Annotated in this window: 27 protein-coding genes; 17 read left to right on the forward strand and 10 right to left on the reverse strand. The window is 42.9% G+C overall.

All coding sequences use genetic code 11. The features are described from left to right. Positions 1–49 precede the first annotated feature (49 nt). Together ACP14V_RS06600 and ACP14V_RS06605 are read left to right on the forward strand one after the other, a co-directional pair. Positions 50–1,906 (forward strand): TonB-dependent receptor plug domain-containing protein, encoded by a 1,857-nt coding sequence (locus ACP14V_RS06600; protein ID WP_272609858.1) that lies wholly within the window; start codon positions 50–52, stop codon positions 1,904–1,906. 15 nt (positions 1,907–1,921) lie between these two features. Continuing rightward, the gene (locus tag ACP14V_RS06605) at positions 1,922–2,860 is read left to right on the forward strand and encodes an ABC transporter substrate-binding protein (protein WP_272609859.1); all 939 of its coding nucleotides are present in this window, start codon (positions 1,922–1,924) and stop codon (positions 2,858–2,860) included. 26 nt (positions 2,861–2,886) lie between these two features. Here ACP14V_RS06605 and ACP14V_RS06610 read toward each other — a convergent pair whose 3' ends face one another. Next, positions 2,887–4,401, reverse strand: coding sequence for a S41 family peptidase (locus ACP14V_RS06610; protein ID WP_272609860.1), 1,515 nt, complete (start codon positions 4,399–4,401; stop codon positions 2,887–2,889). Positions 4,402–4,610: 209 nt separating this feature from the next. Between ACP14V_RS06610 and ACP14V_RS06615 the strand changes: the two genes are divergently transcribed. The 6 genes from ACP14V_RS06615 (at position 4,611) to ACP14V_RS06640 (ending at position 8,220) form a co-directional block, all read left to right on the forward strand. Then, the gene (locus ACP14V_RS06615) at positions 4,611–5,120 is read left to right on the forward strand and encodes an RNA polymerase sigma factor (protein WP_136566186.1); all 510 of its coding nucleotides are present in this window, start codon (positions 4,611–4,613) and stop codon (positions 5,118–5,120) included. Then, positions 5,107–5,535, forward strand: a complete 429-nt coding sequence (locus ACP14V_RS06620; RefSeq protein ID WP_272609861.1) for a hypothetical protein — start codon at positions 5,107–5,109, stop codon at positions 5,533–5,535. The genes ACP14V_RS06615 and ACP14V_RS06620 overlap by 14 nt, the downstream gene beginning before the upstream one ends. 11 nt (positions 5,536–5,546) lie before the next feature. Next, positions 5,547–6,089, forward strand: coding sequence for a DUF4252 domain-containing protein (locus tag ACP14V_RS06625; RefSeq protein ID WP_272609862.1), 543 nt, complete (start codon positions 5,547–5,549; stop codon positions 6,087–6,089). A 4-nt stretch (positions 6,090–6,093) separates the two neighbouring features. Next, positions 6,094–6,633: a DUF4252 domain-containing protein gene (locus ACP14V_RS06630; protein ID WP_272609863.1), complete on the forward strand. Its 540-nt coding sequence runs from the start codon at positions 6,094–6,096 to the stop codon at positions 6,631–6,633. A 95-nt stretch (positions 6,634–6,728) separates the two neighbouring features. Then, entirely contained in the window at positions 6,729–7,268 is a 540-nt protein-coding gene (locus ACP14V_RS06635; RefSeq protein ID WP_136566189.1) for a DUF4252 domain-containing protein, read from the forward strand. Between the two features lie 136 nt (positions 7,269–7,404). Next, positions 7,405–8,220 carry a mechanosensitive ion channel family protein gene (locus tag ACP14V_RS06640; protein ID WP_272609865.1) on the forward strand — a complete coding sequence of 272 codons (816 nt, stop codon included), beginning with the start codon at positions 7,405–7,407 and terminating at the stop codon, positions 8,218–8,220. A 33-nt stretch (positions 8,221–8,253) separates the two neighbouring features. On the opposite strand, the gene purB is transcribed toward ACP14V_RS06640, so the two are convergent. Genes purB through ACP14V_RS06655 form a run of 3 tightly spaced genes read right to left on the reverse strand, consistent with a single transcriptional unit; the run spans position 8,254 to position 10,927 of the window. Beyond that, the gene (gene purB / locus ACP14V_RS06645; RefSeq protein WP_136566192.1) at positions 8,254–9,597 is read right to left on the reverse strand and encodes an adenylosuccinate lyase; all 1,344 of its coding nucleotides are present in this window, start codon (positions 9,595–9,597) and stop codon (positions 8,254–8,256) included. A 49-nt stretch (positions 9,598–9,646) separates the two neighbouring features. Next, positions 9,647–10,219, reverse strand: coding sequence for a hypothetical protein (locus tag ACP14V_RS06650; protein ID WP_272609866.1), 573 nt, complete (start codon positions 10,217–10,219; stop codon positions 9,647–9,649). 6 nt (positions 10,220–10,225) lie between these two features. Continuing rightward, positions 10,226–10,927 carry an SIR2 family NAD-dependent protein deacylase gene (locus ACP14V_RS06655; protein ID WP_272609867.1) on the reverse strand — a complete coding sequence of 234 codons (702 nt, stop codon included), beginning with the start codon at positions 10,925–10,927 and terminating at the stop codon, positions 10,226–10,228. 87 nt (positions 10,928–11,014) lie between these two features. On the opposite strand from ACP14V_RS06655, the gene ACP14V_RS06660 reads away from it, so the two are divergent. From ACP14V_RS06660 to ACP14V_RS06670, 3 genes are read left to right on the forward strand one after another with little or no spacing between them, the layout of a single operon-like run. Further along, positions 11,015–11,668, forward strand: a complete 654-nt coding sequence (locus tag ACP14V_RS06660; protein WP_136566195.1) for a TrmH family RNA methyltransferase — start codon at positions 11,015–11,017, stop codon at positions 11,666–11,668. 40 nt (positions 11,669–11,708) lie between these two features. After that, on the forward strand, positions 11,709–12,236 hold the full coding sequence (locus ACP14V_RS06665) for an SRPBCC family protein (protein WP_272609868.1): 528 nt from the start codon (positions 11,709–11,711) through the stop codon (positions 12,234–12,236). A gap of 2 nt (positions 12,237–12,238) precedes the next feature. Then, a complete protein-coding gene (locus tag ACP14V_RS06670; protein WP_272609869.1) occupies positions 12,239–12,619 on the forward strand; it encodes a VOC family protein in 381 nt (126 codons plus the stop codon). Here ACP14V_RS06670 and ACP14V_RS06675 read toward each other — a convergent pair whose 3' ends face one another. The 4 genes from ACP14V_RS06675 to ACP14V_RS06690 form a co-directional block, all read right to left on the reverse strand. Continuing rightward, a complete protein-coding gene (locus tag ACP14V_RS06675) occupies positions 12,620–14,311 on the reverse strand; it encodes an alpha-amylase family glycosyl hydrolase (RefSeq protein ID WP_272609870.1) in 1,692 nt (563 codons plus the stop codon). Between the two features lie 99 nt (positions 14,312–14,410). Continuing rightward, on the reverse strand, positions 14,411–15,187 hold the full coding sequence (locus tag ACP14V_RS06680) for a carboxypeptidase-like regulatory domain-containing protein (RefSeq protein WP_136566199.1): 777 nt from the start codon (positions 15,185–15,187) through the stop codon (positions 14,411–14,413). Between the two features lie 75 nt (positions 15,188–15,262). After that, positions 15,263–17,029: a DEAD/DEAH box helicase gene (locus ACP14V_RS06685; RefSeq protein ID WP_136566200.1), complete on the reverse strand. Its 1,767-nt coding sequence runs from the start codon at positions 17,027–17,029 to the stop codon at positions 15,263–15,265. A gap of 141 nt (positions 17,030–17,170) precedes the next feature. After that, entirely contained in the window at positions 17,171–17,752 is a 582-nt protein-coding gene (locus ACP14V_RS06690) for a non-canonical purine NTP diphosphatase (protein ID WP_272609871.1), read from the reverse strand. Positions 17,753–17,812: 60 nt separating this feature from the next. On the opposite strand from ACP14V_RS06690, the gene ACP14V_RS06695 reads away from it, so the two are divergent. Both ACP14V_RS06695 and serA read left to right on the forward strand, forming a co-directional pair. After that, positions 17,813–18,265: a methyltransferase family protein gene (locus tag ACP14V_RS06695; RefSeq protein WP_272609872.1), complete on the forward strand. Its 453-nt coding sequence runs from the start codon at positions 17,813–17,815 to the stop codon at positions 18,263–18,265. A gap of 155 nt (positions 18,266–18,420) precedes the next feature. Continuing rightward, on the forward strand, positions 18,421–20,313 hold the full coding sequence (serA, locus tag ACP14V_RS06700) for a phosphoglycerate dehydrogenase (protein WP_272609873.1): 1,893 nt from the start codon (positions 18,421–18,423) through the stop codon (positions 20,311–20,313). Between the two features lie 195 nt (positions 20,314–20,508). Here the strand turns inward: serA and rlmH are convergent, their stop codons facing one another. Next, positions 20,509–20,982: a 23S rRNA (pseudouridine(1915)-N(3))-methyltransferase RlmH gene (rlmH, locus tag ACP14V_RS06705; protein ID WP_272610297.1), complete on the reverse strand. Its 474-nt coding sequence runs from the start codon at positions 20,980–20,982 to the stop codon at positions 20,509–20,511. Positions 20,983–21,076: 94 nt separating this feature from the next. Here rlmH and nadC point away from each other — a divergent pair, with 94 nt between their 5' ends. The 4 genes from nadC to priA are packed head-to-tail and all read left to right on the forward strand — an operon-like array spanning position 21,077 to position 25,800. Beyond that, positions 21,077–21,934: a carboxylating nicotinate-nucleotide diphosphorylase gene (gene nadC, locus ACP14V_RS06710; protein ID WP_272609874.1), complete on the forward strand. Its 858-nt coding sequence runs from the start codon at positions 21,077–21,079 to the stop codon at positions 21,932–21,934. Next, positions 21,935–22,915, forward strand: a complete 981-nt coding sequence (locus ACP14V_RS06715; protein WP_272609875.1) for a YihY/virulence factor BrkB family protein — start codon at positions 21,935–21,937, stop codon at positions 22,913–22,915. Next, positions 22,890–23,339 carry a DUF2147 domain-containing protein gene (locus ACP14V_RS06720; protein WP_272609876.1) on the forward strand — a complete coding sequence of 150 codons (450 nt, stop codon included), beginning with the start codon at positions 22,890–22,892 and terminating at the stop codon, positions 23,337–23,339. The genes ACP14V_RS06715 and ACP14V_RS06720 overlap by 26 nt, the downstream gene beginning before the upstream one ends. A 4-nt stretch (positions 23,340–23,343) precedes the next feature. Beyond that, positions 23,344–25,800 (forward strand): replication restart helicase PriA, encoded by a 2,457-nt coding sequence (priA, locus tag ACP14V_RS06725; RefSeq protein ID WP_272609877.1) that lies wholly within the window; start codon positions 23,344–23,346, stop codon positions 25,798–25,800. On the opposite strand, the gene ACP14V_RS06730 is transcribed toward priA, so the two are convergent. Next, on the reverse strand, positions 25,801–26,493 hold the full coding sequence (locus tag ACP14V_RS06730; protein ID WP_100818563.1) for a LytR/AlgR family response regulator transcription factor: 693 nt from the start codon (positions 26,491–26,493) through the stop codon (positions 25,801–25,803). Positions 26,494–26,683 lie beyond the last annotated feature (190 nt).

Consider the following 26,683-nt stretch of genomic DNA (forward strand, 5'->3'; position numbering starts at 1 on the left):
GTTTGCGTATGAACACCATACTACGCTCCCGTTTATTGATTTAAACGAAATGAAGAAAAATCATTTATGGTTATGTGCCGCCCTTTTGGCAGGCAAGGGACTTTGTGCCCAACAACAAGATTCGGCCCACGTGCAACAATTGGATGAGGTTGTGGTGAGCGATTCCAAATTTGAACTGAAGCGTGAGAATTCAGGAAAGACGGTAATCAAGATCACTGCTGAGGAATTGGAACGAAAACAAGGCCAGACCGTGGCCCAGATCATCAACACCAAGAGTGGGATCGAGATTACGGGAAGTCGTGGACGTGACGGCGATGTTTTGGGCGTTTTTGCCCGTGGCGGTCGAGGAAGACAGGTTTTGGTCATCATTGATGGGGTTAGGGTTTCCGATCCATCATCCTTTAGTCAAGAATACGACTTGCGATTGCTTTCCACGGCAAATATTGAAAGTATAGAGATCATCAAGGGAGCTGCCAGTACCCTCTACGGGACCAATGCCGCCACGGCGGTGATCAACATCACCACCAAGAAAAGCTCCAAGGAGAAGATTACCGGGAATTTTCAATCCACGGTGGGGACCAATCAGACGGCCGATGACCAGAATTACAATTTGGGCAATCTGAGCAATGCGGTTTCCTTGAATGGGACCTTGGATAAGTTCGATTACGCGGTGGATTTTTCCAACCGTAGTTCCAAAGGGCTTTCCGCGGCAGTGACCCCGGAAAACGAAGAGGACAATTTTTCCCATTTCAGCACCAACGTTAAATTGGGCTATCAATTTTCTGAGGACTTTCGATTATCAGTGTATGGAAACCAGACCCGTTATTCCAATGAATTCGATGCAGATTTTATGGAGGCCCCTAACCGTTCCAGAGTGAACCAGAAGAGGGCCGGAGTGGCTTCATCTTTTGCGTATGGCAACGGGTCGCTGCACCTGAACGCAGCCTATACGGATTACGAGACGGATTCCAAAAGCACCTTTGGGGAGAGTATATCGGATGGAAAGAATTTGGTACTTGATTTTTACAACAAATATGTCATCCAAGAGAAGTGGCATACCATTTTGGGCGTAAACTATCTCAAGGATGAGGCTACGTTTTCCACTGACACGGATTTCAATATCGTTGACCCCTATGCCAATGTGGTCTATGTTTCCGATTTTGGATTGAACCTGAACATTGGTGGACGATGGAACAACCATTCCGAGTACGGTAGCCATTTTGTGTACAATCTTAACCCTTCCTACGTTTTTCCATCTGCCAATGGGTACCTAAAACTGTTTGGGTCGTATGCTACATCGTACATTACCCCTAGTTTGATTCAATTGTTTGGGGATTTTGGTTCCAATCCAAACTTGGAACCTGAGGAGAACAGAACCCTTGAAGGGGGTGTGGAGTACAAGGTCAATGATGGATTGCGTGTAAGTGCTTTGTATTTCAATCGGAATGAGAAAAATGCCATTGGGTATGACCAAAATTTCACTAGCATCAACATTTCCGATGAGATCGATGCCAGTGGGGTGGAAGTGGAGCTGTCTTGGAAACCGATAGATGTGTTGGATATCAATGCGAATTACACCTTTACGGAACGAAAGGGGGACAATGCCATCCGTATTCCCAAACACAAGGTAAACTTTGCCTTAGGCTATCAAATATGTGAAACCACAAACCTCTCTTTAAGCTATGCTTATACTGGGGAACGGTTTGATACCAACTTTATGACCTTCTTGGATGAGCCTTTGGAGTCATTTTCCTTGGTAAATCTGTATGTGGAGCATCAATTGTTGCCCAACAGGTTGAAGGTCTTTGTCAATGGCTATAACCTATTGAACGAAGAATATACCGAAGTGATTGGCTTTACCACTAGGGGTAGGAATGTGGCCTTTGGATTGAATTTGAATCTTTAAACCAGTTCCCATCGCATGTTAAAAGCCTGCTCCTTTTTGCCTGCCGTTACCCAAATGCTCTATGACATGGGCCTTGATGGACATTTGATGGGAATAACCTTTGAATGTCCCGAACAGGCCTTGAGGGAAAAGAAACCCGTGGTGCGCTGTATCCTTGAGGGCAAGAATTTGTCGAGTCAGGAAATCGATTCCCTTTTCTCGGCCAGTAAGCACCAAGGGAAGCAGTTGTATTACGTGGATGAAACACTTTTGGAGCAAATGGCCCCGGACATTATTTTCACCCAGGACATGTGCGATGTTTGCCAGATTGATACTGCTTGTACCTCGGCTGCCGTGGCCAATTTGAAAAAACAACCTGAGCTGATTTCCATCAGCCCTGAATCCTTGGAAGATGTTTTTGAATCGGCCATTACCATTGCGAAGGCTTTGGGAAAGGAAGAGGCGGCTTATAGGTATTTGGAAGGACTTCACAAACGTATCGGTTCTGTGAACGACCAATTGCGTGCGGCTAAGGCACTGCCCAAGCGGGTGATGCTCATGGAGTGGATACAGCCCATATTCAACTGCGGTCATTGGATTCCCCATCAGATTGCCTATGCGGGAGGTGTGGATATGCTTTCGAACCCGTCTGGGGATAGTGTGGTCACCTCTTGGTCAAAAATCACACAATACAATCCGGAGGTCTTGGTCATTGCTCCCTGTGGTTTTGGGATTGACCGAACCATGGAGGAAATCCATCTTTTAATGCAGCGTCTGGGATGGGATGACATCAAGGCGGTCAAGGAAGGAAAGGTTTTTATTGCCGATTATGATATGTTTACGCAATCATCAGCAAGTACGTTGGTGAACGGGATTGAAGTGTTGGCCGGAATTTTTCACCCAGAAATAATTAAAATTCAGGAACACCTTAGAGGAAAATACAGACAACTTGATTTGCAAAAAGTCCAATCATAAAAAAAAAGCGGCCTCGGCCGCTTTTTTTATTCCCATGGATTTGTTAGTTCTATATCCACGTCCAAAGGCTTGTCCAAATACATGTTGTCCCTTAATGGAGTCTGTAGTCTTGAACTGGCAAAGGATTTTGCTGCCATTTGAACAGAAAAGCTTCTTTTGGCACCAGCACCTGTAATTTCATCAATGGCACGGGCCAATAGCGGCTCGTTGGGGTCTCCCAGAACGCCCAGATTGGTCAGGTCCTCATTTAGGGTTATGTCTGGTGTTAATCCATTTGTATAGTCAAAGAAACCATCGGCATTTTCATTTCTTCCCACCAAGGGTTGTATGCCCCAACTATTTTGTGGGTTGATGTTGCCTTCACGGTCCTCATCATAAATAAAGGAATTTTCAGGGTCGTCTACCAAGGTAATGGAGAACTCATTTTTACCCCTAGTAGTCCCCCCAATGTGAATCACTTCCACATAGGGAGCCAAACCATTCATCACCAATTCACTTGCAGAAGCCGAGTCATTGGTGGCTAAAATGAACACCCTATCTAAATTAAGTGTGTTTATGGCACTGGCACCTGTGGTATTCGCAAAGTAGTCTTCCAATTGGGAGGCACTCAATTGGTCTTGTATTTTATCATTCCAGCGTTGCCTAATGTAAAGCTCATTGGTATTGGTGCCATAGACCATACTGGCCAAAAGGCGGGAAGTGTTTACGGAACCTCCTGGATTGTAGCGCATATCCAGGACAAGTTCTGTGGCGCCAGCGTTTACAAATTGACCAAATGCAGCATTAAGTTGTTCGTTAAAATTACCTAAAAATCGATTGTACATGAGATACGCAATTTTCGTCCCATTGATGTCCAAAGTTTTAGCTACCAAAATAGGGTTTTCCACTTGGTTGGTAATTTTGGTAAGAGTCACTTCCGTATCGTTGTCCACAATTTGATTGTCCACGATATCTGCCATTCCAAGTGTATAGGTGTCGTTGTTTCCAAAAAGCAGACTGACATAATTGTCTCCGGTCAATTGTTGTCCGTTCACACGGGTAAAAATATCGCCCCTTTGTATGTCTTTGGTTGAAGCATCAGAATCCGGCACAATGTAAAGTACGTAACCAAAAACATTGGTTCCGTCTTGGAAATAGTTAAGATTGAACTCTAAGCCATTACTCTTGGATACTCCTGAAAGATTGCTGACCAGTTCGGTATAGTCATCATTCAAAAAGCTAAAACGATCTATGGAGTTTTGGTTTCCGAAAAGTGCCGCATGTTTGTTGCAAATTTGATAGTAGAAGAGTTCAGGGTTGGCTGTTGCTTCCAAAAACGAAGTATACTCATCATTGGATGAGAACCTGTCATCAGCAAGGTTGGGGACGTCTTCTTGCCAAAAATACCAGAGGTTCATGGCTTGCCACATAAAGTTTTGGGCAATGGCAGTAGATCCTGGGTTCATGGTGGGAGTTTCCCCATTCTTGATTTGATTGTCATCATTATTACAACCAACAAAGAAGATTGTAAGCCCCAATAATAGAAGAGCATATTTTTTCATAGCAGAGTTTTTATTGGATTCATCAATATTTGTTCCAAATTAGAGATGAGATTGGTAAGTAAGGCGATAACTTTTATAAATTCTTACAAATTTGCGATACAAAATAGGTACATAAAATCAGAATACAAATTTTTTGTAACAAATTTCGATATGTGTCGTCGTGATTATGTAGACCGAGAAATAAGGTCTAAAACAACTAAGACAAACCAATGAAACAATCAGAGTTTTTAAATGTGGTGATGCCCTTTAAGGACAAGCTATACCGACTGGCAAAACGCTTGTTGGTCTCCAGGGAGGAAGCAGAGGACGCCACACAGGAAATCCTGATGAAATTATGGTCTAAGAATGAATCCATGGGAGAATACAAAAATGTGGAAGCTTTTGCCATGACCATGACCAAGAACTTTTGTTTGGACCGTTTAAAGTCCAGACAAGCGGGTAACCTAAAATTGGTACATAGCAATTATAGTGATGAAAACACTTCGTTGCAACGCCAATTGGAAGCCGAGGACAGTGTGCAATGGATGGAACGCATTATGCAAGAACTGCCCGAACAACAAAAAATGATCTTACAATTACGAGATGTGGAGCAGTATGATTTTGATGAAATATGTGAGCTCATGGAAATGAAGCCCACCGCAGTTCGGGTGGCGCTCTCAAGAGCTAGAAAAACAGTACGCGAAGAATTAATAAAAAAACACAGCTATGGCATTGGATAATATAGAAAAGTTATTGGAAAAGTACTTTGAGGCCAGCACAACGGTGGCCGAGGAGGAACAGCTACGGGAGTATTTTGCACAAGAAAGCGTACCCGTGCATTTGGAGCAGTACAGACCTATGTTCAACTACTTTTCCAACGCCAAGGAAGAACGCTTTACCAAGCAGGTTCCATTAAAAACCAGAAGTAATCTATACAAATGGGTTTCCGTTGCAGCGGTCGCAGTTTTAACCTTTGGCATTTATTTTCAGTATCAAGAATACAAGCGTTCGGAGCTAGAAAAGGCAACTTACGCTTATCAGGAAACCAAAAAAGCTTTTGAACTCTTGGCCGAGAATTTTGGCCGAGGAACGGAGAAAGTGGCCTACCTCAAAGAGTTCGAAGAAGCAAAACAAAAAATTTACAACAACAATTAAAAACGAAAAACATGAAACGGAATATTTTAATCTTTTTGATCGCGGTTTTGCCAACAATGGGATTCTCACAATCCTTGTTCGACAAGTACGAAGACCTGGATGAAGTCACCTCAGTAGTGGTGAACAAGAGTATGTTCAATTTATTGGCCAAAATAGATGTGGAAATCGATGACCCCGAAGCCCGGGACTTTATGGACATCGCCAGTAGTTTAAAAAGCCTTAAGGTCTTTACCACTGACAACCAAAAAATAGGGGATGACATGAGATCTTCCGTGAGCAGTTACCTAAAATCCTCGAAGATGGAAGAGCTTATGCGCGTGAAGGACAAAGATGCCAATGTAAAGTTCTACATTAAGCAAGGAAGGGATGACGACCATGTTAGCGAATTACTGATGTTGGTCACCGATTTGAGCAACGTAGAGGCTGATGGAAGAAAAATCGAGACTGTGCTACTTTCATTGACAGGCGACATCGATTTGAACAAGATCAACTCCCTGACCAAAAAAATGAACCTTCCCGAAGAGTTGAACAAAGCGGGCAAAAAAGGAAATTAGTAAGATGAAAAAGCTGCTCATTTTAATGCTGCTGGCTTGTGTTCCTTTTAAAGGGATTTCACAATCTATATTTGACAAGTTCGAGAACTCCGATAGGATTGGCGTGGTGACTATAAGCAAAGGAATGTTGAACATTTTTGTAAATATGATGGAGAACGATTCTGACCCAGAAAGCCGAGAGTTTGTACAGATGGCCAAGAACATTGACGGTATCAAAATTTTTCTTTCAGAGGATAATGGAGCTGCCGCTGATATGGCAGTTACAATGGAACAATATGTAAAATCTTCGAGACTGGAAGAGTTGATGAAAGTAAAGGATGGTGATACCAGTTTGAAATTTTACATTAAGCAAGGTAAGGATGATGACCATGTAGAAGAGTTGTTGATGTTTGCAACCGGCATCGATGAAGCCAAGGACAATCCAGAGTACCATTTTGAGACGGTTCTCTTGACCATGACAGGGAACATTGATTTGACCAAAGTGGGAGCTTTGACCAACAAAATGAAACTCCATAATGGATTGAATAAAATACAGGAGAAATAGGAATAGGAAAAGAGGTCGAGAAATTGTAACAAAATACAAGATTCAATAACCTATTGCTTAAACAAATAAAACACAATCAATCAAAAAAAGTACAGATGAAAAATATAGTAAAAGGAATTTTGGCAATGGCAGTGATTCTGTTGGCTTCTTGCTCTTCGAGACAGAGCTTGCAGGAATACTACGTGGACAATTCGGAGAACCCTAATTTTATCACAGTGGATGTCCCAGCAAGTATTCTAAAAATGGATGCCGTAGACCTTACTCCAACCCAGAAAGAAGCTGTGGAATCCTTACGAAAGTTCAATCTATTGGCGTTTAAGAAGAATTCAGACAACGCCGCAGAATTTGAGGTGGAAAAAAACAAGGTGCGCGAGATCTTAAAAGGGGAAAAGTTCGTGGAACTCATGAAAATCAACTCCAAGTACGGAAAGGGTGTAGTGAAATATTTGGGTGACGAAGATGCCATAGATGAGGTCATTATCTACGGCGATAGTGATGACAAAGGCTTTGCCTTGGTTAGGGTTTTGGGCAAGGACATGAACCCAGCACATATTATACAACTCATGCAGGCCATCCAAAAATCGGAATATAAGGGTGAGGGACTGGGTGAGATTGGAGAATTTTTAAAGGGGTAGCCATACGGGCACAACGCATCTAAGGGCAACATTTGTTGCCCTTTTTTGTTTAAATGAGCCAAATCCCAAGCATTTTTGTGACCTTCTTTTTTATCTTAGTGTCTCATAACAAGAACACTAACAAATCAACAACACCATGGAAAAAGCAGAAGAATGGATGAATTACGGCCTAGATCTGGCCAAGGAATTTGGACCCAAGCTCATTACGGCAATCCTGATCTACATTGTGGGGATGTGGATTGTAAAGAGGATTATTTCTGGGACCAGAAAGGTCATGTCCAAGAGCAAGTATGACGAATCCCTGCAAAAATTCTTATTGAACCTGTTCTCTTGGACTCTCAAAGTCTTCCTGATCATTGTTGTTATTTCGCGATTGGGTGTGGACGTTACCACCTTCGCTGCCGTAATAGCAGCGGCAGGTTTGGCCGTAGGCTTGGCCCTGCAAGGTTCCCTTTCCAATTTTGCGGGTGGGGTACTGCTCATGATTTTTAAGCCTTATCGTATAGGCGACCTTATAGAGGCCCAAGGCGTATTGGGTGTGGTAAAGGGCATCGAAATCTTCACCACCAAACTGGTTACCCCACAGAACAAACTGGCCATTATTCCCAATGGGGCCATGGCCAATGGAAACATCATCAATTATACCGCCGAAGGCAAAATGCGGGTGGACACCGTGATTGGCGTGGGCTATGGAGAAGACATAAAAAAGACCAAGGAGGTACTTCTAAAAGTGCTCACTACAAACCCCAAGGTTTTGGAAGACCCGGCCCCTTCGGTAAATGTGATGGAACTGGCCGATAGCTCCGTAAACTTTGCCGTACGGCCTTTCTGTAAACCCGAGGACTATTGGGATGTGTACTTTGCCACCTATGAAAATTGCAAATTGGCCTTGGATGCCGCCGGAATTGAGATTCCGTATCCGCACCAAGTGGAAATCCACAAGGAGGGATAGTTAAATTATCAAATGAAATAAATTTGAGTTTAATTAAACCCCAGTATAATTCGCTGGGGTTATTTGTTTCAATTCCGTTTTGATGGCATCCGAAACCTCCAAAGTTTCAATAAAATCCGCAATGGACTTCTGGTTGATTTTCTCATTGGTTCGTGTTAAACCCTTAAGGGCTTCATACGGATTGGGATAGCCTTCACGGCGTAAAATGGTCTGGATGGCCTCTGCGACCACGGCCCAGTTATCCTCCAAATCCTGCTCAAATTTTTGCTGGTTCAACACGAGTTTGTTCAACCCCTTTAAAGTGGATTGAAACCCGACCAAGGTATGTGCAAAGGGCACCCCTACGTTTCGCAATACGGTACTATCTGTTAAATCGCGCTGCAATCGGGAAATGGGGAGTTTGGCCGATAAATGCTCGAAAATGGCATTGGCCAGACCCAAGTTTCCTTCGGAATTCTCAAAATCTATAGGATTTACTTTGTGCGGCATGGCCGATGAGCCCACTTCGCCCTTTTTTATTTTCTGTTTGAAATAATCCATGGAAATGTAGGTCCAAATGTCCCGATTGAGGTCAATCAAAATGGTATTGATGCGTTTAAGGCAATCGAACAAAGCGGCCATATGGTCGTAATGCTCAATTTGGGTTGTGGGGAAAGAGTGGTATAGGCCCAATTTTTCCTGCACGAACTTTTGGCCGAAGGCTTTCCAATCTATGCTGGGATAGGCCACTTTATGGGCGTTATAGTTTCCTGTGGCCCCACCAAATTTGGCGGCACTGGGGATGTCGTTCAATAAATTGAATTGCTCTTTCAAACGCTCTACAAAAACATCGATTTCCTTGCCCAAACGGGTAGGGGATGCCGGTTGACCGTGGGTACGTGCCAACATAGGGATGTTCTCCCATTCCTTGGCCAATTCCTTTAATTTTTCAAAGACTTCAAAGTAGGAAGGAACATAACTGTCGTTCATTGCTTCCTTAATGGAAAGCGGAATGGCCGTATTGTTGATATCCTGGGAAGTCAACCCAAAATGGATGAACTCTTTATGGTTCTGTAGTCCCAAGGCATCAAAACGTTGTTTGATAAAATACTCCACGGCTTTTACATCGTGATTGGTGGTTTTTTCAATCTCTTTGATGGACTGGGCATCTTCCGCAGAAAATGCTTTGTAAATTAAACGTAGCTCCTCAAACTTAGTCGCATCAAAATCCGCCAATTGAGGCAACGGTATTTCGCAAAGGGCAATAAAATACTCAATCTCTACCTGTACACGGTATTTGATGAGCGCTTCCTCGGAAAAGTAATTTTGAAGAGATTCGGTTTTGTTTCTATATCTACCGTCTATCGGCGAAATGGCGTTGAGCTGCGTTAAGGACATTTTCACGTACTGTTTTTGAAAGTGGCAAAGATACTCAAACTCCTAGAGTTTATCGGCCTAATTTGGCCAGCTTGTCCAGTGTTTTTTTGGCACGGTTCTGATATCCTACCGTACCTGTGGCATAAGAATCCTCCAAAATCACGCGTAGTTCAGGGTGTACCCAATCAAATTTTTGCCCCAGATAATATAGACTGGTCATAGAAAATACCTTTGGGGCCATGTTCATGGGGCTGATGAGCCAATCGAAACAGGCTGTCAGCATTTTTTCAAGATGTTCATCGGCAATATTTTTGATGAAAACAGGATTTTTCTTTTTGAAATAGGCCTCTGCAACCATTTCACAAATATGCGCCATGGGACGGATACAGGACTCACACTTGAGTTGGGAGAGACTATTTGTAAAAAGGGTCATCATGGGCAGCAGGTACACTAATTTTTTCCGCATGAGATGATCAAAGGTCCAACTGGCATTAAATGTCCCTTCTTTATCTTCTCTCAAAACCTCGAGAAAAAGTGCCTCTGTCAGTGAAGGCTGGCGTATCAATTGTTCCACTAGATGGTCTACTTTGGGCTTGGAAAGTCTGCCTGAATTCAATTTGGTATGGAGTTGATGTTGGGTCATGCGGGATTATGGTTGAAATTCTCTAAAAAGATGTTCCACTAGTTCGGGAACTCCATTTGCTGCAGTTTTTTCAATGATGGTGATTTTTTCAAAATCTGAAGAGCGTACACTGGGTTTGGGGTCCACAAAAAAGATAGGGGTTGTTCTTGGTGCGTAATGCACTAAACTTGCCGCAGGATAGACTTGCATGGATGTACCAACAATAATCAGAATTTCGGCTTGTTGGGTTATTTGGGCGGCTATTTCCAGCATAGGGACCATTTCTCCAAACCATACAATGTGAGGGCGAAGTTGATTTCCGTTCTTGTCCAGATCGCCTAGAACCAAGTCTTTTTTCCATTCCAATACATGACCTTCGTCCACAGTACTTCGAACCTTTAAAAGTTCACCATGCAAATGCACAACGTTTGAACTTCCTGCCTGTTCATGTAGATTGTCTACGTTTTGGGTTACGATATGTACATCAAAATGCTGCTCCAAATCTACTAGGGCGTGGTGTCCTGCATTGGGGCTTACTTCCAATAATTGTCGTCTCCGTTGGTTGTAAAAATGAAGCACCAATTCCGGATTTTTGGCAAATCCTTGCGGAGAGGCAACTTCCATAACATTGTGTCCTTCCCAAAGCCCATTGGAATCACGAAAAGTCTTCAACCCACTCTCGGCACTCATGCCGGCACCAGTGAGCGCCACTATTTTCTTTTTGGTCATTTTTTTCTTAATTAGGTGGAAGTTGGGGCTGCCAGAGCTGGGGGAGTCCCAAAAATAGGAATTTTGTTTTTTTCTATCTTGTGAAGTATGCAGAATAATGATTTGTTCACCTATTTGCAAGGGTACTTGACCGAAGAGCGTAAGGAACGTTTTCTAGAGGTATTGAAAAATCGCACCAAATTTTTGACGGTGGCCATTGAAGATGTGTACCAAATGCACAATACCAGTGCCATAATTAGAAGTTGTGATGTGTTTGGAATACAGGAAGTGCATGTGGTGGAAGACCGTTTTTCAAAACGGTTGGACAAGAACATAGCCGTTGGGGCGGAGCAGTGGGTTGATGTACACAAATATCAAAGTACGGGGGAGTGTGTTTCAAGATTAAAGGGTCGAGGATATCAAATTATGGCTACTACCCCGCATGATGATTCTCTTTTGTTGCCCGATTTTTTTCCAAAGAAACAAACGGCATTGTTCTTTGGAACCGAAAAAGAAGGGTTGAGCGAAGAGGTGATGCAGCAAGCAGATGGGTTTCTAAAAATTCCCATGGTGGGTTTTTCCGAAAGCTTAAATGTTTCCGTATCGGCAGCAATCATTATACAGGAACTTGCGCACAAGGTCAGGAATTCCAATGTGAATTGGCAACTATCTGAAGATGAAATTTTTGAGAAGCGTTTCGACTGGACCAAAAAGTCCATTAAAAGTGTGGAAGGAATCATTGAACGGTACCTTTCCAAATGAAGTTTTTTGTACATTTAAATTCTAACCAATTCACAAACAAATGGCTACACTACTTTACATCCTAGCTGGAATTGTGCTGCTCATCCTTATTTTGGGAGCTATAGCGCCCAAGACGTACAATGTCTCAAGATCTATTGAAATTGCCCAACCTAAATCCAAAGTTTTTGAAAATCTTCGTTTTCTGAAAAATCAGGATCAATGGTCGCCTTGGAACAAAAAGGATCCCAACATGGAGAAAAAATTCACTGGAACCGACGGGGAAGTTGGAGCTACCAGTTATTGGAACGGCAACAAGGATGTTGGAGAAGGGGAGCAGGAAATCACGCAGATCGTGGATGGTGAGCGTATTGAGTCAGAACTTCGATTCTTAAAACCATGGAAATCCAATTCCGATGCCTATTTGATGACTGAAGAAGTGAATGGGAACACCACCAAAGTCACTTGGGGTTTCTCGGGAAAGAATAAATTCCCATTTAGCATCATGATGTTGTTCATGAACATGGACAAAGCGGTTGGTAAGGATTTTGAGGAAGGATTGGCATCATTAAAAGACATTTTGGAAAAGTAGCTATGGAACAGAACATGGTGGGCTGGTTTGAGATTCCAGTTGAAGATATGGCCCGAGCAAAAAAATTCTACGAAACAGTTTTTGGGATAGTCATACAGGTACACGATATGGAGGGTACCAAAATGGGTTGGTTTCCATGGGATGAGACCAAAACTGGAGCAGCGGGTTGTCTTATCCAAAATGCGGATTGGTACACGCCCAGCAAAACGGATGGCGTCTTAATTTATTTTGCTAGCGCCGATGTACAACAAGAATTGGACCGTGTGGAGCAGTTAGGCGGCAAAATAATAAGAGCAAAGACCCAAATAAGTCCGGATGTAGGCTATATGGGATTGTTCTTGGACTCGGAAGGTAACCGAATTGCGTTGCATTCCAGGAGTTGATTATTCCACCAATTCCAAAAGAGCGATATCAAATTCATTGTCCAAGACCACTTTACCTTTGGTAACAATTACTTCGGTGTCTGAATAGGTGTCGTACAGTTTTGTGCCATCTCCAAAGAAACCTTTTACCACAAGTGATTTTTTCCCTTTGGGCAGGTCAAGGGCCACAACCACTTTATCACGATAATCGCCATCAACGTAGGTTCGGGAAAACACATAGGGCGATTTGGACAAACGTTTATGACGCCCAGCACCAATAGCAGGGTGGTTTCTTCTGAACTGACCCAGTTTTTGCCAATGTTTATGGATGTTCTGTATTTCGGCAATGCTATCCAATTCTTCCCAGTTCATAAAGGAACGTAGGGTGGCATCTCCTTCCGCCCCTTCTATCACTAGGCTTCTGGAAGTTTCGTCTCCATAATATACCTGAGAGGCACCTGGGGTCAACAACAATACATTAGCAGTTTTATAGGGCTGGGTACGGTCTTTATCAAAAGGTGAGCCGTCATCATGGGAAGTTAGGTAGTTGAGTACACTCTTTCCTTTAAGCTTTGTGTTGAGAAGTTGGTTATATTTCTTAAAAATGGTTTCATAATCTTTTTGTCCATCTTCCTTTAATTCAAAATTGATGAGACTCTTGAACCCGTAGTTGAAATAGTCCACCTTTTTGTCGCCAAAATCAAACTCACGACCTCCGGAAATGCCATAGTTGTACACTTCGCCTACCATATAAAATGGGTTGTTGTCCAATATTTCGTCCTGATGTTTTTTCTTCCAGGTCTCAAAGGCATAATTGGCCTCTTTATGCAAGTCTGCCCACGCATTTTCATTTACATGTTTTACGGTGTCCACCCGAAAACCGTCAACGCCAAAATCGTTAATGTAGTCGGTGAGCCATTTAATGATATAATAACGAGGCGCCCTTGGATATCCTGTCCTTTCAAAGAACAATTGCAGTTCGTCCAATTCTTGGCTCAGACGTCCTTCTTTCTTCCATTTGGCCAATAAGGCATCGGGCAATTCCACAGGTTCATCCGATTCGGTGAGAATGTCGGGAAGGTTTTCGACCAAGGTACAGGTCGTAGTGGTTTCGTAAGTGGTAAAATCGCAAGTTGGGCCGGTACGTACCCAATCATCTGGCCAAACAGGGTCTTTTTCGGTAACGGGCCCTGTATGGTTGAGCACTACATCCAAAAGAATACGAATGCCCTTGGCATGGGCTGCTTTTACCATATTTTCCAAATCTTTCCGGGAGCCAAAATTAGGGTCAATGGCTGTCCAGTCCTTGGCCCAGTAACCATGGTATCCATAGGTTTTTCCAGTGCCTTCATCTGTGGCACCGTGGATTTGCTCGACTACGGGAGTCAACCAAATGGCATTGATGCCTAAATCGGTAAAATAGCCTTCTTCAATTTTCTGGGTGACGCCAAGAATATCCCCTCCTTCAAAACCCCTAAGGACAGCAGTTTCCTCCGTTCTGTCAAAATTAACATCGTTTTCGGGGTTGCCATTGTTAAAGCGATCGGTAAGTAGGAAGTAGATATTGGCCCCTTCCCATACAAAAGGAATCTTCTTTTTAGGATTTTGCTGCTCAACTACCTGCTCTTGCTCAATGGCCTGTGGCTCTTTTTTAGCTTCCCTACAACCAAAAAAAGTGGACAGAATGGACATGATGAGAAGTAGTTTTTTCATGCATTGGGATTTTGCCTAAAGCTATAAAATGAATATGGAAAACTAAAATTTATTTATAGCGCAGCGGTACTGTCGGCAAAGTCTATGTGGGATATCTTTTTACTTTCGATTGAGTACTTTATACTCTTCATAACAGCTGGATATGGCGTCCAAAATCTGAAGGTCGTTCGCCGTATTGATGAAGGATTTGGAGTAGTTACAGTTGTTAAGGATGTCTTCAATATCCACCTTTTCCAGTTGAAGTAGCTCCGTCAATGTTTCCCTATCAAATTTTGATGCCAAAAGATCGCGAATGCCGTCATCCTCTTTCATTTGGCGTAATTTTCGCATCTGACGTGGTTTTTTGCCGAAGAGGTTCCGCAAAAGGTCTGCCGGATTCAGAATGGCACCCAATACCTTGGTCACCGCACTTGGGCTTTTATTGCCTGCTTCATAACTGGTGTTCAACCCTGAAATGCTATACTGATAGGCATTATTGACAGGAAGGTTCTTCACGTCAATCTCAAGATATCCAGTCAATTGATAAGGCTTTACAATAACTTCTTCCAAAGCATAAGCGAGCTCTGTTAGGGCTATCTTGGTATCCTGAAATCGGAACATATCGTTGGTTACCCTTACTTTTTGTGTTTTAAAACCCAAATAGGAAAGATAGAGTGTATCATTCACGGCGGCTTGTATGGTAAATCGCCCTTTTTGGTCCGTAATGGTCCCCTTGACTTGGTTTAGGTTGATGACGTGCACGCTTTCCAAAGGAAAATCGCTCTGCGCATTGACCACAGTGGCCGTCAACTCGCCTTGAACGGATGAATCATCATCATTCTGGGCAAAACAAGACCACGCAATAAGCGAAAAAAGGGTAAGTAGAATTCTTCTCATGCAATCTTTGTCGGTATAAAAGTACTAAACAAAGAAAAATAAACAGGAGGCCCTTGCCATTTAATATAGAATTAACTAATAAAAGCCAGACCTCTTTTTGCCACCTTTCTTAGCGTATCCGCCTTTTTTTCCTCCTTTGAACGATGGTTTGTTGCTCCCACCTTTTCGGTGTCCACCTTTTCGATGTCCACGTTTTTTGCCTCCACCTTTTCCACCGCCACCACCAGGCTTGGTAGAAATTTCTACATTGATGAAGCGACCTTCCAATTTGAATTCGCTAAAGGTTTGAATAATCAATTCAGCCAGATGCGCATCAGAATTGAAGAAAGAGAAACTGTCTTTGGTGTCTACATTGAAAATGTCTTCTTTTTCCAGATTCAATGTATCTCTTAGGAAGTCTTTCAACGACATCCAATCGTAACCATCGCGCTCACCAACATTAATAAAGTAACGCACGGAACCTTCACTTGGAATTTCTCCTTTGGAAGTCCCTTTGTCATCTCTATCCCTGCCACTTTCGGAGGTGTTAAGGTCTTTGGTTTTGCTGTAGTAATTGTAAAATTGGGTAAATTCTACCGAAACTATTTTCTTGATAAGTTCTTCACGATCAATGCCTTCCAATACATCATTAATAGCGGGAAGATAACTGTCAATCTCCTTGTTTACCTTGGTGTCTTTTATTTTATTGGCCAGATGATATAGTTGAATCTCGCAGATCTCTATACCATCAGGAATATTTTTCTTTAGAAATTCCTGTTTGATTTTATTTTCAATGGACTTGATCTTTCGGAGTTCGGAACGGGTGACAATGACCATGGAAATTCCGGATTTTCCAGCTCGTCCTGTACGACCACTTCTGTGGGTGTAGGTTTCGATCTCATCGGGCAATTGATAGTTGATCACGTGGGTCACATCGTCCACATCAATTCCACGGGCGGCTACGTCAGTGGCCACCAACATCTGCACTTGCTTTTTTCGGAAGGCATTCATGACCAAATCACGTTGGTTCTGGCTTAGATCGCCATGCAAGGCCCCTGCGTTGTATCCGTCTTCAATCAGTTTTTCAGCTACCCGTTGTGTGTCGCGTTTGGTTCTACAAAAGACCACGGAAAAAATACCAGGATTGGCATCAGCCAAACGTTTTAGGGCCGCGTAGCGATCGCGTCCGCCTACCACATAGTACTCATGCTGTACCGTTGATGCTCCTGCATTTTTGGTGCCCACGGTGATTTCCACGGGTTGGTGCATAAATTTTTTGGCAATGGAAGCCACTTCCTTGGGCATGGTCGCAGAGAACAACCATGTCAATTTTTCTTGTGGGGTATTGGATAGGATATCCTTGATGTCCTCATAAAAGCCCATATTGAGCATTTCATCGGCCTCATCCAATACACAATAATCAATTTTGGAAATGTCCACCATGCCACGACCGATCATGTCCTTCATCCGTCCTGGGGTTGCCACAACGATCTGTGCCCCACGTTTTATCTGTTTGGCCTGCTCCGTGATGCTGGCACCTCCATAGATGGCCACGGTGTTAAGTCCCTTAATATATTTGGAATATAATTTTAATTCGTTGGTGATTTGCAAGCAGAGTTCACGGGTAGGGGAAAGTATCAATCCTTGCGTGGTTCTACTCTCTGCATGTATTTTTTGAATCATGGGAAAACCAAAAGCAGCGGTTTTACCTGTTCCTGTTTGGGCCAAGGCCACCAAATCGGTGTCTTGTTCCAAAAGAATGGGAATAGATTTTTCCTGTACTTCGGAAGGAGTTTCAAATCCAAGATCGGAAATAGCATCCAATAGGGGTTGATCCAACCCCAAGGCTTCAAATTTTGTCATAGTGGTATATACCTTAAATCGCAAATATGTTGTGTTGCATAGAGCGATTTCTGTATAACCTCTTAAGCCCATCGCAACACCTTGCCCATACCGGCGGCGTTAATAAAGCGGCAAAGGTACATTAAATTTGTTCGGTGGGTACTATTGGGCCTTCTTTTTTAAATAGTTGACCAGTTTTTCAATGGCACGTCCCCTATGGCTTATGGCATTCTTGATTTCAGCCGATAGCTCGCCAAAGGTTTTTTCATGCCCTGAAGGAATAAAGATAGGGTCATATCCGAAACCACCATCGCCATATTCTTTATCGGTTATGATGCCTTCAACAATACCTTCAAAGGCTACACTTTTACCATTGATGTTCAAGTGGATAGCAGTTTTGAAGTGGGCCTTTCGGTTCTCTTGCCCTTTCATTTCTGAAAGCATTTTGGACATATTTTCCTGCGCATTTTTTTGCTCTCCGGCATACCGGGCAGAGTAGACCCCAGGTCGGCCATTAAGTGCATCTACCAAAAGCCCTGTGTCATCGGAAAAACAATCAAAACCATAGGTTTGGGTCACAAAATTGGCCTTGATTTGGGCATTTTCCTCCAAGGTTTCTCCCGTTTCAGGGATTTCATCAAAGCAACCAATATCTTTTAAAGAGAGCAGTTCTATGGATTTTGGCAGCAATTGTTGTACCTCTCGCAGTTTGTGGTCGTTATGGGTGGCAAATACAAGTTTCACAGGGCAAAAAGATTCAGATAAGGGTCAAAAGTAGTAATTTCGATACAGAAGAAGTGGAATATGAATTTACGGATACCACCTGCCTTGGTACTGCTCATTTTTGGCGGATTGATGTATGTTTTGGATGAATTCCTCCCTTTTGGGGAGTTTGATTTTTTTGGAAGAACTACATTGATGTCAATTCTTGTTGGGTTAGGAGTCTTAGTGATGCTCATTGCCATTATCCAATTTTTTTGGGCAAAGACCACGGTTGACCCTTTGAATCCGCAAAAAGCTAAAAAACTGGTGACCAACGGGATTTACAATTTTACCCGCAATCCCATGTATTTGGGCATGCTCTTGTTTTTATTGGCTTTCGGCCTTTGGCTGGGAAATGCATTCAATACCCTGTTGGCTGCAGGATTTGTATCGTATATGAACCATTTTCAGATCAAAAATGAAGAAAGGGCATTGGAAGAGGTATTTGGAAAGGAATATCGGATGTATTCCAAGATTACCCGCCGTTGGTTTTGAACGCAATCATTACAAAAAATCGGAATTTGGGTGCCATTTCAAACATTTTAAAAGCGTTTTTTGATTTATCCGCAATTCTGTAAGGTTTTGGTCGGGTTCCAATTTGGTTGATGGAATTAATGCTTAATTTTACGCCTTAATTTTTTGAGAACATCATGGTAGAAGAGGGACGCAAATACGTTTTCGATTTTGATAGCACCCTTACCCGGGTAGAGGCATTGGACGTCTTGGCGGAGATTACCCTGCAAGGCAAATCCAATAAGGAAGAAGTTGTCAAGGAGATACAGAGAATTACCAACTTGGGGATTGACGGGGACATTTCCTTTACAGAATCGCTTGAAAAAAGGATCCGCTTATTGAACGCGCACAAGAACGATTTGGAGCGTTTGGTGGGTGAACTACGACACAAAATTTCCAAATCCATAGCATCCAACAAAGATTTTTTTAAAGAGTTTTCGGATGATATATATGTGATTTCCTGCGGATTCAAGGAATTTATCGATCCCATAGTAAAAGAGTACAACATTCCATCCGATCGGGTTTATGCCAATACCTTTAAATTTGATGAAGAAGGAAATATCATTGGATTCGACGAAACCAATGTTCTTGCTTCCCATAATGGGAAAATAGAGTGTTTGAAGAACTTGGATTTGGATGGCGAGGTCCAAGTGATTGGTGATGGCTATAGCGACTATGTGATGCGTGAGGCCGGAATTGCCCATAAGTTTTTCGCCTATACTGAAAATGTGCACCGTGAGAAAGCGACGAACAATGCGGACCACGTAGCACCTAACCTAGATGAATTTTTATTTGTGAACGATTTGCCACGTAATTTATCCTATCCCAAGAACCGAATCAAGATATTATTGCTTGAAAATGTCCACCCCGATGCTTTTAAAAACCTGTCGGAAGAAGGATTTTCCGTAGAATTGGTTAAGCATAGTCTTCCCGAGGAAGAGCTTATAGAGCGAATTAAAGGAGTACATGTGTTGGGGATACGTTCCAAGACCCAGGTGACCCAAAAGGTTTTGGATGCCGCCAACAAGCTTTTGGTAGTAGGTGCCTTTTGTATTGGTACCACCCAAATCGATTTGGAATACAGCAAGAAAAAAGGGGTTGTGGTGTTCAACGCGCCCTACAGCAATACTCGTTCCGTAGTGGAATTGGCCATTGGACAGACCATTATGTTGATGCGAAGCATTTTTCCACGTAGTACGGAAATCCATAACGGTGAGTGGAACAAAACCGCAGCCGGTTCCCAAGAAGTGAGGGGGAAGAACTTGGGTATTGTAGGTTACGGAAACATAGGAAAGCAAATGTCCGTTTTGGCAGAAGCCATGGGGATGCGCGTATACTATTACGATGTAAACGATCAGTTGGCCATTGGTAATGCCACTAAATGCAGTACCTTGGAAGACCTGTTGTCCGTTTCTGATGTGGTAACCTTGCATGTGGATGATAATAAAGCGAACAAGAACTTCATTGGCGAGCGTGAAATCAGCCAAATGAAGGAAGGTGCCAAGCTTATTAATCTTTCCCGTGGATTTGTGGTGGATATCGATGCTTTGGCAGCAGCTATTAAAAGCGGAAAGTTGGGTGGTGCAGCTGTAGATGTATATCCTTCAGAGCCACGAAGCAACGGCCCGTTCGAAACACCATTGCAAGGACTTTCCAATGTGATCCTTACACCACATATTGGAGGAAGTACAGAGGAAGCCCAACGTGACATTGCGGACTTTGTACCGAACAAGATCATGGATTACATCAACTCTGGTAATACAGTGGATGCTGTAAATTTCCCCAATATTAGACTACCCAAGCAAAACAAAGCACATCGCTTTTTACATATTCATAAGAACGTTCCAGGAATCATGGCTAAAATCAATGAGGTGTTGGCCAAGTATGGGTTGAACATCACCGGTCAGTACCTTTCCACAGATTCTGAAGTGGGATATGTGATTACCGATTTGGACAAGGAATACAACAAGGAGGTAATCAAGGAGCTTAAGGGGATAGAAAATACCATTAAGTTCAGAGTGCTTTACTAAACAAAACTCAAGTATCAGGTATCAAGAGTCAAGAATCAAGACGAAAGGGAAAAGATAAAGTTCACGAGAAAGTAAATCAATAACTGAATCAACAAATCCCAAGCACCAAATCCTAAAAATAAGCTAAGGCTCAAGAACCAAGTGAGAGCAGCGTCTTTGCTCATGAATCTTTAAGCGAAGCGGTCTAAGATTTAATCATTGATGGTGATAAGGCTCGTTCCGTAGAATAGTGAACCCTCTGTACAACTGCTCTACAAAGAACAAACGCACCATTTGGTGGGAAAAGGTCATTTTGGACAAGCTTATTTTTCCATTGCTTCTTTGATAGACAGCATCACTGAAGCCGTAGGGTCCGCCAATGACCAACACCAAATTCTTTATGCCACTGTTCATTTTCTTTTGGAGGAATTGGGAAAACTCGACCGAGGTATACTGTTTTCCTTTTTCATCGAGTAGGATGAGCACATCGGAATTTTGAATCTGTCCCAAAATCAGTTCCCCTTCCTTTTCCTTTTGTTGGGCTTCGGAAAGATTTTTACTGTTTTTAATATCGGGAACAACCTGTAGCTGAAACTTGATGTAGTGTTGCAACCGCTTTTCGTAGATGGCGATAAGTCGTTCTAGATCAGTATTATCGGTTTTGCCTATGGCGATCAAGGTAATCTGCATCCCCAAAAATAATCCTTTGTGTTGAAACAAGAACCATGTATTGGGAATGGGTAAGGAGGAATGTTTTTACTATTTTCGTTAAAACCCCTTGTGGATGATATCCGAAGAACAATTTCAGAAAGAACTCAATTTAATCATTGCCAATGCCATTCGCGAAGATGTTGGGGATGGCGACCATAGCTCCTTGGCCTGTATTCCACCAACTGCCCAAGGAAAGGCAAAGCTCTTGGTGAAGGACGAGGGCATATTGGCAGGTGTGGCCTTTGCCCAACAAGTTTTTGAATATGTGGACCCGGAGCTTAGGGTCGAGGTTTTACTGCCTGATGGCACTTCGGTCAAGTATGGGGATGTTGCCTTTTACGTGGAGGGAAGTTCCCAAAGCATTCTAAAGGCCGAACGTTTGGTGCTTAATGCCATGCAACGGATGAGCGCCATTGCCACAAAGACCCAATATTACGTGTCTCTTTTGGAAGGTACAGGCACCAAGATTTTGGACACCCGAAAGACCACTCCCGGAATCAGGGCCCTGGAAAAGTGGGCGGTAAAGATTGGAGGAGGGGAGAACCATAGATTTGCCCTCTACGATATGATTATGCTCAAGGATAACCATATCGACTTTGCTAGTGGAATTACCAAGGCCATCCAAAAGACCCAACAGTATCTAAAAGAGCAAAACAAGGATTTAAAGATCATTGTAGAGGCAAGGAATTTGGATGAGGTGGAAGAAATCCTGCTTTCCAAAGGCGTCTACAGGATTTTACTGGATAATTTTGATTATGCCGATACCAGAAAGGCTGTGCAGCGCATAGGAAAGCAGTGTCTTACCGAGTCTTCTGGCGGAATTACGGAAGACACTATTCGAAAATATGCCGAATGTGGTGTGGATTATATCTCCTCCGGGGCATTGACACATTCTGTATACAACATGGACCTTAGTTTAAAAGCCGTTTAAATGTCTTTAGCCATTGAAGAGCAGTTGGAAAAAATACCTGTGGTCAACTGGTTGGTCCGGTTATTGAAAAAAATAAAGCTCAAGGCTTTTGAGGGACTCTCTTTCTATGATTTGATGGAAATGTATGTGGTCGGTATCGTAAAAGGTGCTGTATCCACACGGGCTAGTTCCATTGCATTTAGCGTATTCATGGCCTTGTTCCCGCTGCTTATCTTTATGGTGACCCTCATTCCTTTTGTCATTCCATATGTGCGGGTAGGAAATGAGAATTTTGATGCCCAGTTTCTACTTTTTCTGGAATCTTTCCTGCCTTCGGCAACGGGAGATTATTTTGGGGACATCTACCAACAGATCAAGGACCAAAAACAAGGAGGGTTGTTGTCATCGGCCTTTCTGTTGTCCATTTTTTTGGTGGCCAATGGGGTCAATGCCATTTTTGGCGGTTTTGAAAACTCCTATCATGTGGAACTCACTCGGAATTTTTTTAGGCAATATGTATATGCCCTAATGGTGGGACTATTGCTGTCTATTCTGCTGATCGTGGGTGCTGTGGCCTTTGTGTATTTTGAATTTTACATTGTTGAATATACCAGCGAATATTTTGGAAAGACCTTTGGGACCGATATTGAAAAAGGAGACACTGTAGGAATCCAATTGGCCAAAATCCTGTTTTTCATGGTGCTGTCCTATCTGACCACCTCTATCCTCTACTATTTCGGGACGGCCGAAGGGCGTAAGGCTAGATTCTTTTCAGCAGGGGCCTTGATGACCACTCTGTTGTTTGTGCTCACTTCCTATCTTTTTGGAATCTATGTGGAAAAGTTTGCCCGATATAACGAACTTTATGGGGCGTTGGGGGGATTGTTGATTTTGATGGTGTTCATTTGGTTGAATTCCAATATCTTATTGTTGGGTTTTGAGTTGAATGCTACCCTGAATTCATTAAAGAAACGACATGAAAGGCACCAAGATGTTCCATAAATATTTTTTTGTCCTGACCGTATTGGTTTTCCAGAACATGTGGTCCCAATCCGTATTCGGAAAATGGAAAACGGTGGACGACCGAAGTGGAGCTACAAAGGCCATTGTGGAGATTTATCGTGAAAATGGGCTGTTGCAGGCGAGAATCATCGATATTTTGGAAAAAGGGAAGAAAAATGCGCTCTGTACCAAGTGTAAGGGGAAGTTCAAGAACCAACCCGTATTGGGGATGAAGATTTTTCAAAACCTTGTAAAGAACGATAAGGATGAGTATAAGGGCACAAATATGTTGGACCCGGAACACGGAATGACCTTTAGAGGAAAATTGTGGCTCCATCCGGAGGATATGGACAAATTAATGGTCAGGGGCTATTTGGCATTTTTGTACAGGACCCAGACCTGGCATCGGGTAAAGGAAGAATAAGTGTATGGAGTATTTTTTGGATGTCGTCCTACCTATTCCTTTGGAACGACTTTTCACCTATAAGATCACACAAGAAGAGGCGGATTTTTTGCAGCCAGGGATGCGTGTGGCCGTTCCCTTTGGGAAATCCAAGATATATACGGCCTTGGCCTATCAAATCCATACCAATGCTCCTATGGCCTATGATGCCAAGGAAATCTACCAGATTTTGGATGAACAGCCTTTGGTCAATGCAATTCAATTGAAACATTGGCAATGGATGGCACAGTATTATATGTGTACCTTGGGAGAGGTAGTACGAAGTGCGCTGCCCAGCGCTTTTTTATTGGAAAGTGAAACCTTGGTCATGCCCAACAAAGACGCCCAGGTTGATGAAATGCAATTGGGTGACGATGAGTTTCTGGTGTATGAGGCCTTACAGCACCAGAGTGCGCTGAAAATAGCCGAAGTAAGTGACATTGTAGACAAAAAAAATGTCCTGAAACTCATCAATGGATTGGTGCATAAAGGAGTGGTGCTCCAAAAGGAAGAACTGTACGAGCAGTATAAACCTAAACTGGTACGATATGTAAAGCTTTCCGAAACTTATGATGACGAGGCCCAGTTGGAGCAGTTGTTAAATGAGCTGACCCGGGCACCCAAACAGAGTCAGGTGGTGTTGTCCCTGTTTCAAATACAGGCCAAAACCAAGAAACCTATCCCTATAGCTGATTTGGAAAAAGAGAGTGGCAGTTCGAGGACCGTGATCAAGGCCCTTATTGATAAAGAAGTTTTAAAGGAATACCACATTCAGACTGATCGGGTGAATTTTGAGGGTGAATCGGAAGAATCCCAACATATGCTCCTGAATGAACATCAGGCCAAGGCTTTGGAAACCATTCAAACTGGTTTTTCGGAAGGCAAACCTGTTCTTTTGCATGGCGTCACTTCTTCTGGAAAGACCGAAGTGTATGTAAAACTCATCCAAGAATGTTTGGAAGAGGGTAAACAGGCTCTATATCTGTTGCCCGAGATTGCACTGACCTCGCAATTGATCAATAGGTTGCGACATTATTTTGGACATAAAGTGTCCGTTTATCATTCAAAATACAGTATCCACGAACGAGTGGAGGTCTGGAACAATGTGATGGCCAATGCGGAGAAGGCACAAATTGTCATTGGTGCTCGTTCTTCCCTGTTTTTGCCGTTTTCCAATTTAGGGTTGGTCGTGGTGGATGAGGAACATGAAAGTTCCTTTAAACAGTTTGATCCAGCGCCACGATACCATGCTCGTGATGCGGCCGTTGTGTTGGCATCCCTGCATGGAGCCCATATTGTTCTGGGGTCGGCTACGCCCAGTATAGAGAGTATGGACAATGCCAAAAAGGGAAAATATGGATATGCTCCCATCCAATATCGTTATGGCAATGTACTCATGCCGGACATTAGTTTGGTGGATATCAAGGAAGCGACTCGGAAAAAGCGGATGAAGGGGCATTTTTCAGAGGTTCTGCTCAGAGCCATTTCAGAAACCTTGGAAGAAGGGGAGCAGGTAATTCTCTTCCAAAACCGTCGGGGATTTGCCCCGGTGGTGGAGTGTACCACCTGTGGCCATGTGGCCCAATGCCCCAATTGCGATGTGAGCCTTACCTATCACCAGCGAAGAAATCAGCTTCGTTGTCATTATTGTGGTTACCATATGGCCTTGCAACAGGCCTGTTTGGCATGTGGCAGTGGTACATTGGATAAAAAGGGATTTGGTACAGAGCAGATTCAGGAAGAACTCAATCATCTTTTCCCTGATGTGGCCGTAGGGCGTATGGATTTGGATACCACTAGGGGGAAGTACGCGTATGAAAAAATCATTTCAGCGTTCGAAAACCAAGAGATGGATATTTTGGTGGGAACCCAAATGGTCACCAAAGGGCTAGACTTTAGAAATGTGAGTTTGGTGGGGATCATGAATGCGGATTCTATGTTGAACTTTCCGGATTACAGGGCCCATGAACGTAGTTTTCAAATGCTTACCCAGGTGGCAGGAAGGGCAGGGCGGACCCAAAAAAGAGGCAAAGTGCTCATACAGACGTATAATCCGTATCACCAAATACTGCAACAGGTCACCACAAACGATTATGGAAAGATGTTCGCAGAGCAGTATTACGAACGGGAGCAGTTTAAATATCCACCTTTGGTACGCATTGTCAAAATTACTTTAAAGGATAGGGATTTCAATAAGCTGAACGAGGCTGCCAGTTGGTTGGCGGGTTCTCTCAGAAACGTATTGGGACAAGACATTTTGGGGCCGGAATATCCCCCAGTGGCCCGTATCCGAAGGGATTATCTTAAAAACATCCTTATTAAAATTCCAAGGCAACAATCGCTAGTACAAACAAAAAATAGCATTAAAAGAATTGAGAAATCCTTTAATGCTATTTCCAAGTATAAAAGTGTAAGACTGGTCTACAATGTGGACCACATTTAGTTATACATTGGCCAGTGCTTCTGCCAATTCAGTCTTTTTGTTTCTACTTAAAGGAATCTGTCTGCCCCCCACTTCAACATTTTTACTGTTGAATTTTTCAATCTTCTCCAGATTCACGATATAGGATTTATGGATTCTCAGAAATTTTTCGGCAGGCAATTGCTTTTCGAAGGATTTCATGGTGGATAGGATTACGATATTGGCTTCATCGGTTACCAATTTAATGTAATCGCCCAAGGCTTCTATCCATTTAATGTCGTTTAAGATAACCTTGCGCTTTTTAAGGTTGCTTTTCACAAAAATATGTTCTTCATCCTCATCAACACGATTCATTTGCTCGTATTTGGCCACTGCTCTTTTAACGGAGGCTTCAAAACGGGCCAAAGTGATGGGTTTGTGAAGATAATCGGTCACGTCATAATCAAATGCTTTAAGGGCATAATCAGGTTTTCCCGTGATCAAAATAACCTGAGGCGGGTTCTCAAGGGCCTCTAAAAGGTCAAAACCACTAATGATTGGCATTTCAACATCTAAAAAGATAAGGTCAATTTCGTGGTTCTTTAGGCCATTTTTTGCTTCAATGGCGTTGCTGTACTCCGCAACCAAAGCAAGGTGTGGATGATTGTTGACCAACTTTGCAACGGCCATCCGCTGCATCGAGGAATCGTCTACAATTATACTTTTTAATTTCATAGAATGGGGTGATTTGTAGGGTTTTAAATCATCGGCAAATTACATAAAAAAGACGTTTAACAGCAACAAAAGATGTAAACATGGTCTATTTTGTTGTGTACATTGCCATATACGTTACGTAGGTTTATTGGGTTCATTTCTGTTAATAACTCTTGTGATTTAAACGAAGTTTTTTGGGTTTTCTTGCGGG

The sequence above is a fragment of the Flagellimonas alvinocaridis genome, assembly GCF_965248585.1.
GTDB lineage: Bacteria > Bacteroidota > Bacteroidia > Flavobacteriales > Flavobacteriaceae > Flagellimonas > Flagellimonas alvinocaridis.

Excerpts from the sequence above, each read along its gene's own strand:
- ACP14V_RS06600 (WP_272609858.1), top strand. The coding sequence starts at position 50 with ATGAAGAAAAATCATTTATGGTTATGTGCCGCCCTTTTGGCAGGCAAG.
- ACP14V_RS06605 (WP_272609859.1), top strand. The coding sequence starts at position 1,922 with ATGTTAAAAGCCTGCTCCTTTTTGCCTGCCGTTACCCAAATGCTCTAT.
- ACP14V_RS06610 (WP_272609860.1), bottom strand. The coding sequence starts at position 4,401 with ATGAAAAAATATGCTCTTCTATTATTGGGGCTTACAATCTTCTTTGTT.
- ACP14V_RS06615 (WP_136566186.1), top strand. The coding sequence starts at position 4,611 with ATGAAACAATCAGAGTTTTTAAATGTGGTGATGCCCTTTAAGGACAAG.
- ACP14V_RS06620 (WP_272609861.1), top strand. The coding sequence starts at position 5,107 with ATGGCATTGGATAATATAGAAAAGTTATTGGAAAAGTACTTTGAGGCC.
- ACP14V_RS06625 (WP_272609862.1), top strand. The coding sequence starts at position 5,547 with ATGAAACGGAATATTTTAATCTTTTTGATCGCGGTTTTGCCAACAATG.
- ACP14V_RS06630 (WP_272609863.1), top strand. The coding sequence starts at position 6,094 with ATGAAAAAGCTGCTCATTTTAATGCTGCTGGCTTGTGTTCCTTTTAAA.
- ACP14V_RS06635 (WP_136566189.1), top strand. The coding sequence starts at position 6,729 with ATGAAAAATATAGTAAAAGGAATTTTGGCAATGGCAGTGATTCTGTTG.
- ACP14V_RS06640 (WP_272609865.1), top strand. The coding sequence starts at position 7,405 with ATGGAAAAAGCAGAAGAATGGATGAATTACGGCCTAGATCTGGCCAAG.
- purB (WP_136566192.1), bottom strand. The coding sequence starts at position 9,597 with ATGTCCTTAACGCAGCTCAACGCCATTTCGCCGATAGACGGTAGATAT.
- ACP14V_RS06650 (WP_272609866.1), bottom strand. The coding sequence starts at position 10,219 with ATGACCCAACATCAACTCCATACCAAATTGAATTCAGGCAGACTTTCC.
- ACP14V_RS06655 (WP_272609867.1), bottom strand. The coding sequence starts at position 10,927 with ATGACCAAAAAGAAAATAGTGGCGCTCACTGGTGCCGGCATGAGTGCC.
- ACP14V_RS06660 (WP_136566195.1), top strand. The coding sequence starts at position 11,015 with ATGCAGAATAATGATTTGTTCACCTATTTGCAAGGGTACTTGACCGAA.
- ACP14V_RS06665 (WP_272609868.1), top strand. The coding sequence starts at position 11,709 with ATGGCTACACTACTTTACATCCTAGCTGGAATTGTGCTGCTCATCCTT.
- ACP14V_RS06670 (WP_272609869.1), top strand. The coding sequence starts at position 12,239 with ATGGAACAGAACATGGTGGGCTGGTTTGAGATTCCAGTTGAAGATATG.
- ACP14V_RS06675 (WP_272609870.1), bottom strand. The coding sequence starts at position 14,311 with ATGAAAAAACTACTTCTCATCATGTCCATTCTGTCCACTTTTTTTGGT.
- ACP14V_RS06680 (WP_136566199.1), bottom strand. The coding sequence starts at position 15,187 with ATGAGAAGAATTCTACTTACCCTTTTTTCGCTTATTGCGTGGTCTTGT.
- ACP14V_RS06685 (WP_136566200.1), bottom strand. The coding sequence starts at position 17,029 with ATGACAAAATTTGAAGCCTTGGGGTTGGATCAACCCCTATTGGATGCT.
- ACP14V_RS06695 (WP_272609872.1), top strand. The coding sequence starts at position 17,813 with ATGAATTTACGGATACCACCTGCCTTGGTACTGCTCATTTTTGGCGGA.
- serA (WP_272609873.1), top strand. The coding sequence starts at position 18,421 with ATGGTAGAAGAGGGACGCAAATACGTTTTCGATTTTGATAGCACCCTT.
- rlmH (WP_272610297.1), bottom strand. The coding sequence starts at position 20,982 with ATGCAGATTACCTTGATCGCCATAGGCAAAACCGATAATACTGATCTA.
- nadC (WP_272609874.1), top strand. The coding sequence starts at position 21,077 with ATGATATCCGAAGAACAATTTCAGAAAGAACTCAATTTAATCATTGCC.
- ACP14V_RS06715 (WP_272609875.1), top strand. The coding sequence starts at position 21,935 with ATGTCTTTAGCCATTGAAGAGCAGTTGGAAAAAATACCTGTGGTCAAC.
- ACP14V_RS06720 (WP_272609876.1), top strand. The coding sequence starts at position 22,890 with ATGAAAGGCACCAAGATGTTCCATAAATATTTTTTTGTCCTGACCGTA.
- priA (WP_272609877.1), top strand. The coding sequence starts at position 23,344 with ATGGAGTATTTTTTGGATGTCGTCCTACCTATTCCTTTGGAACGACTT.
- ACP14V_RS06730 (WP_100818563.1), bottom strand. The coding sequence starts at position 26,493 with ATGAAATTAAAAAGTATAATTGTAGACGATTCCTCGATGCAGCGGATG.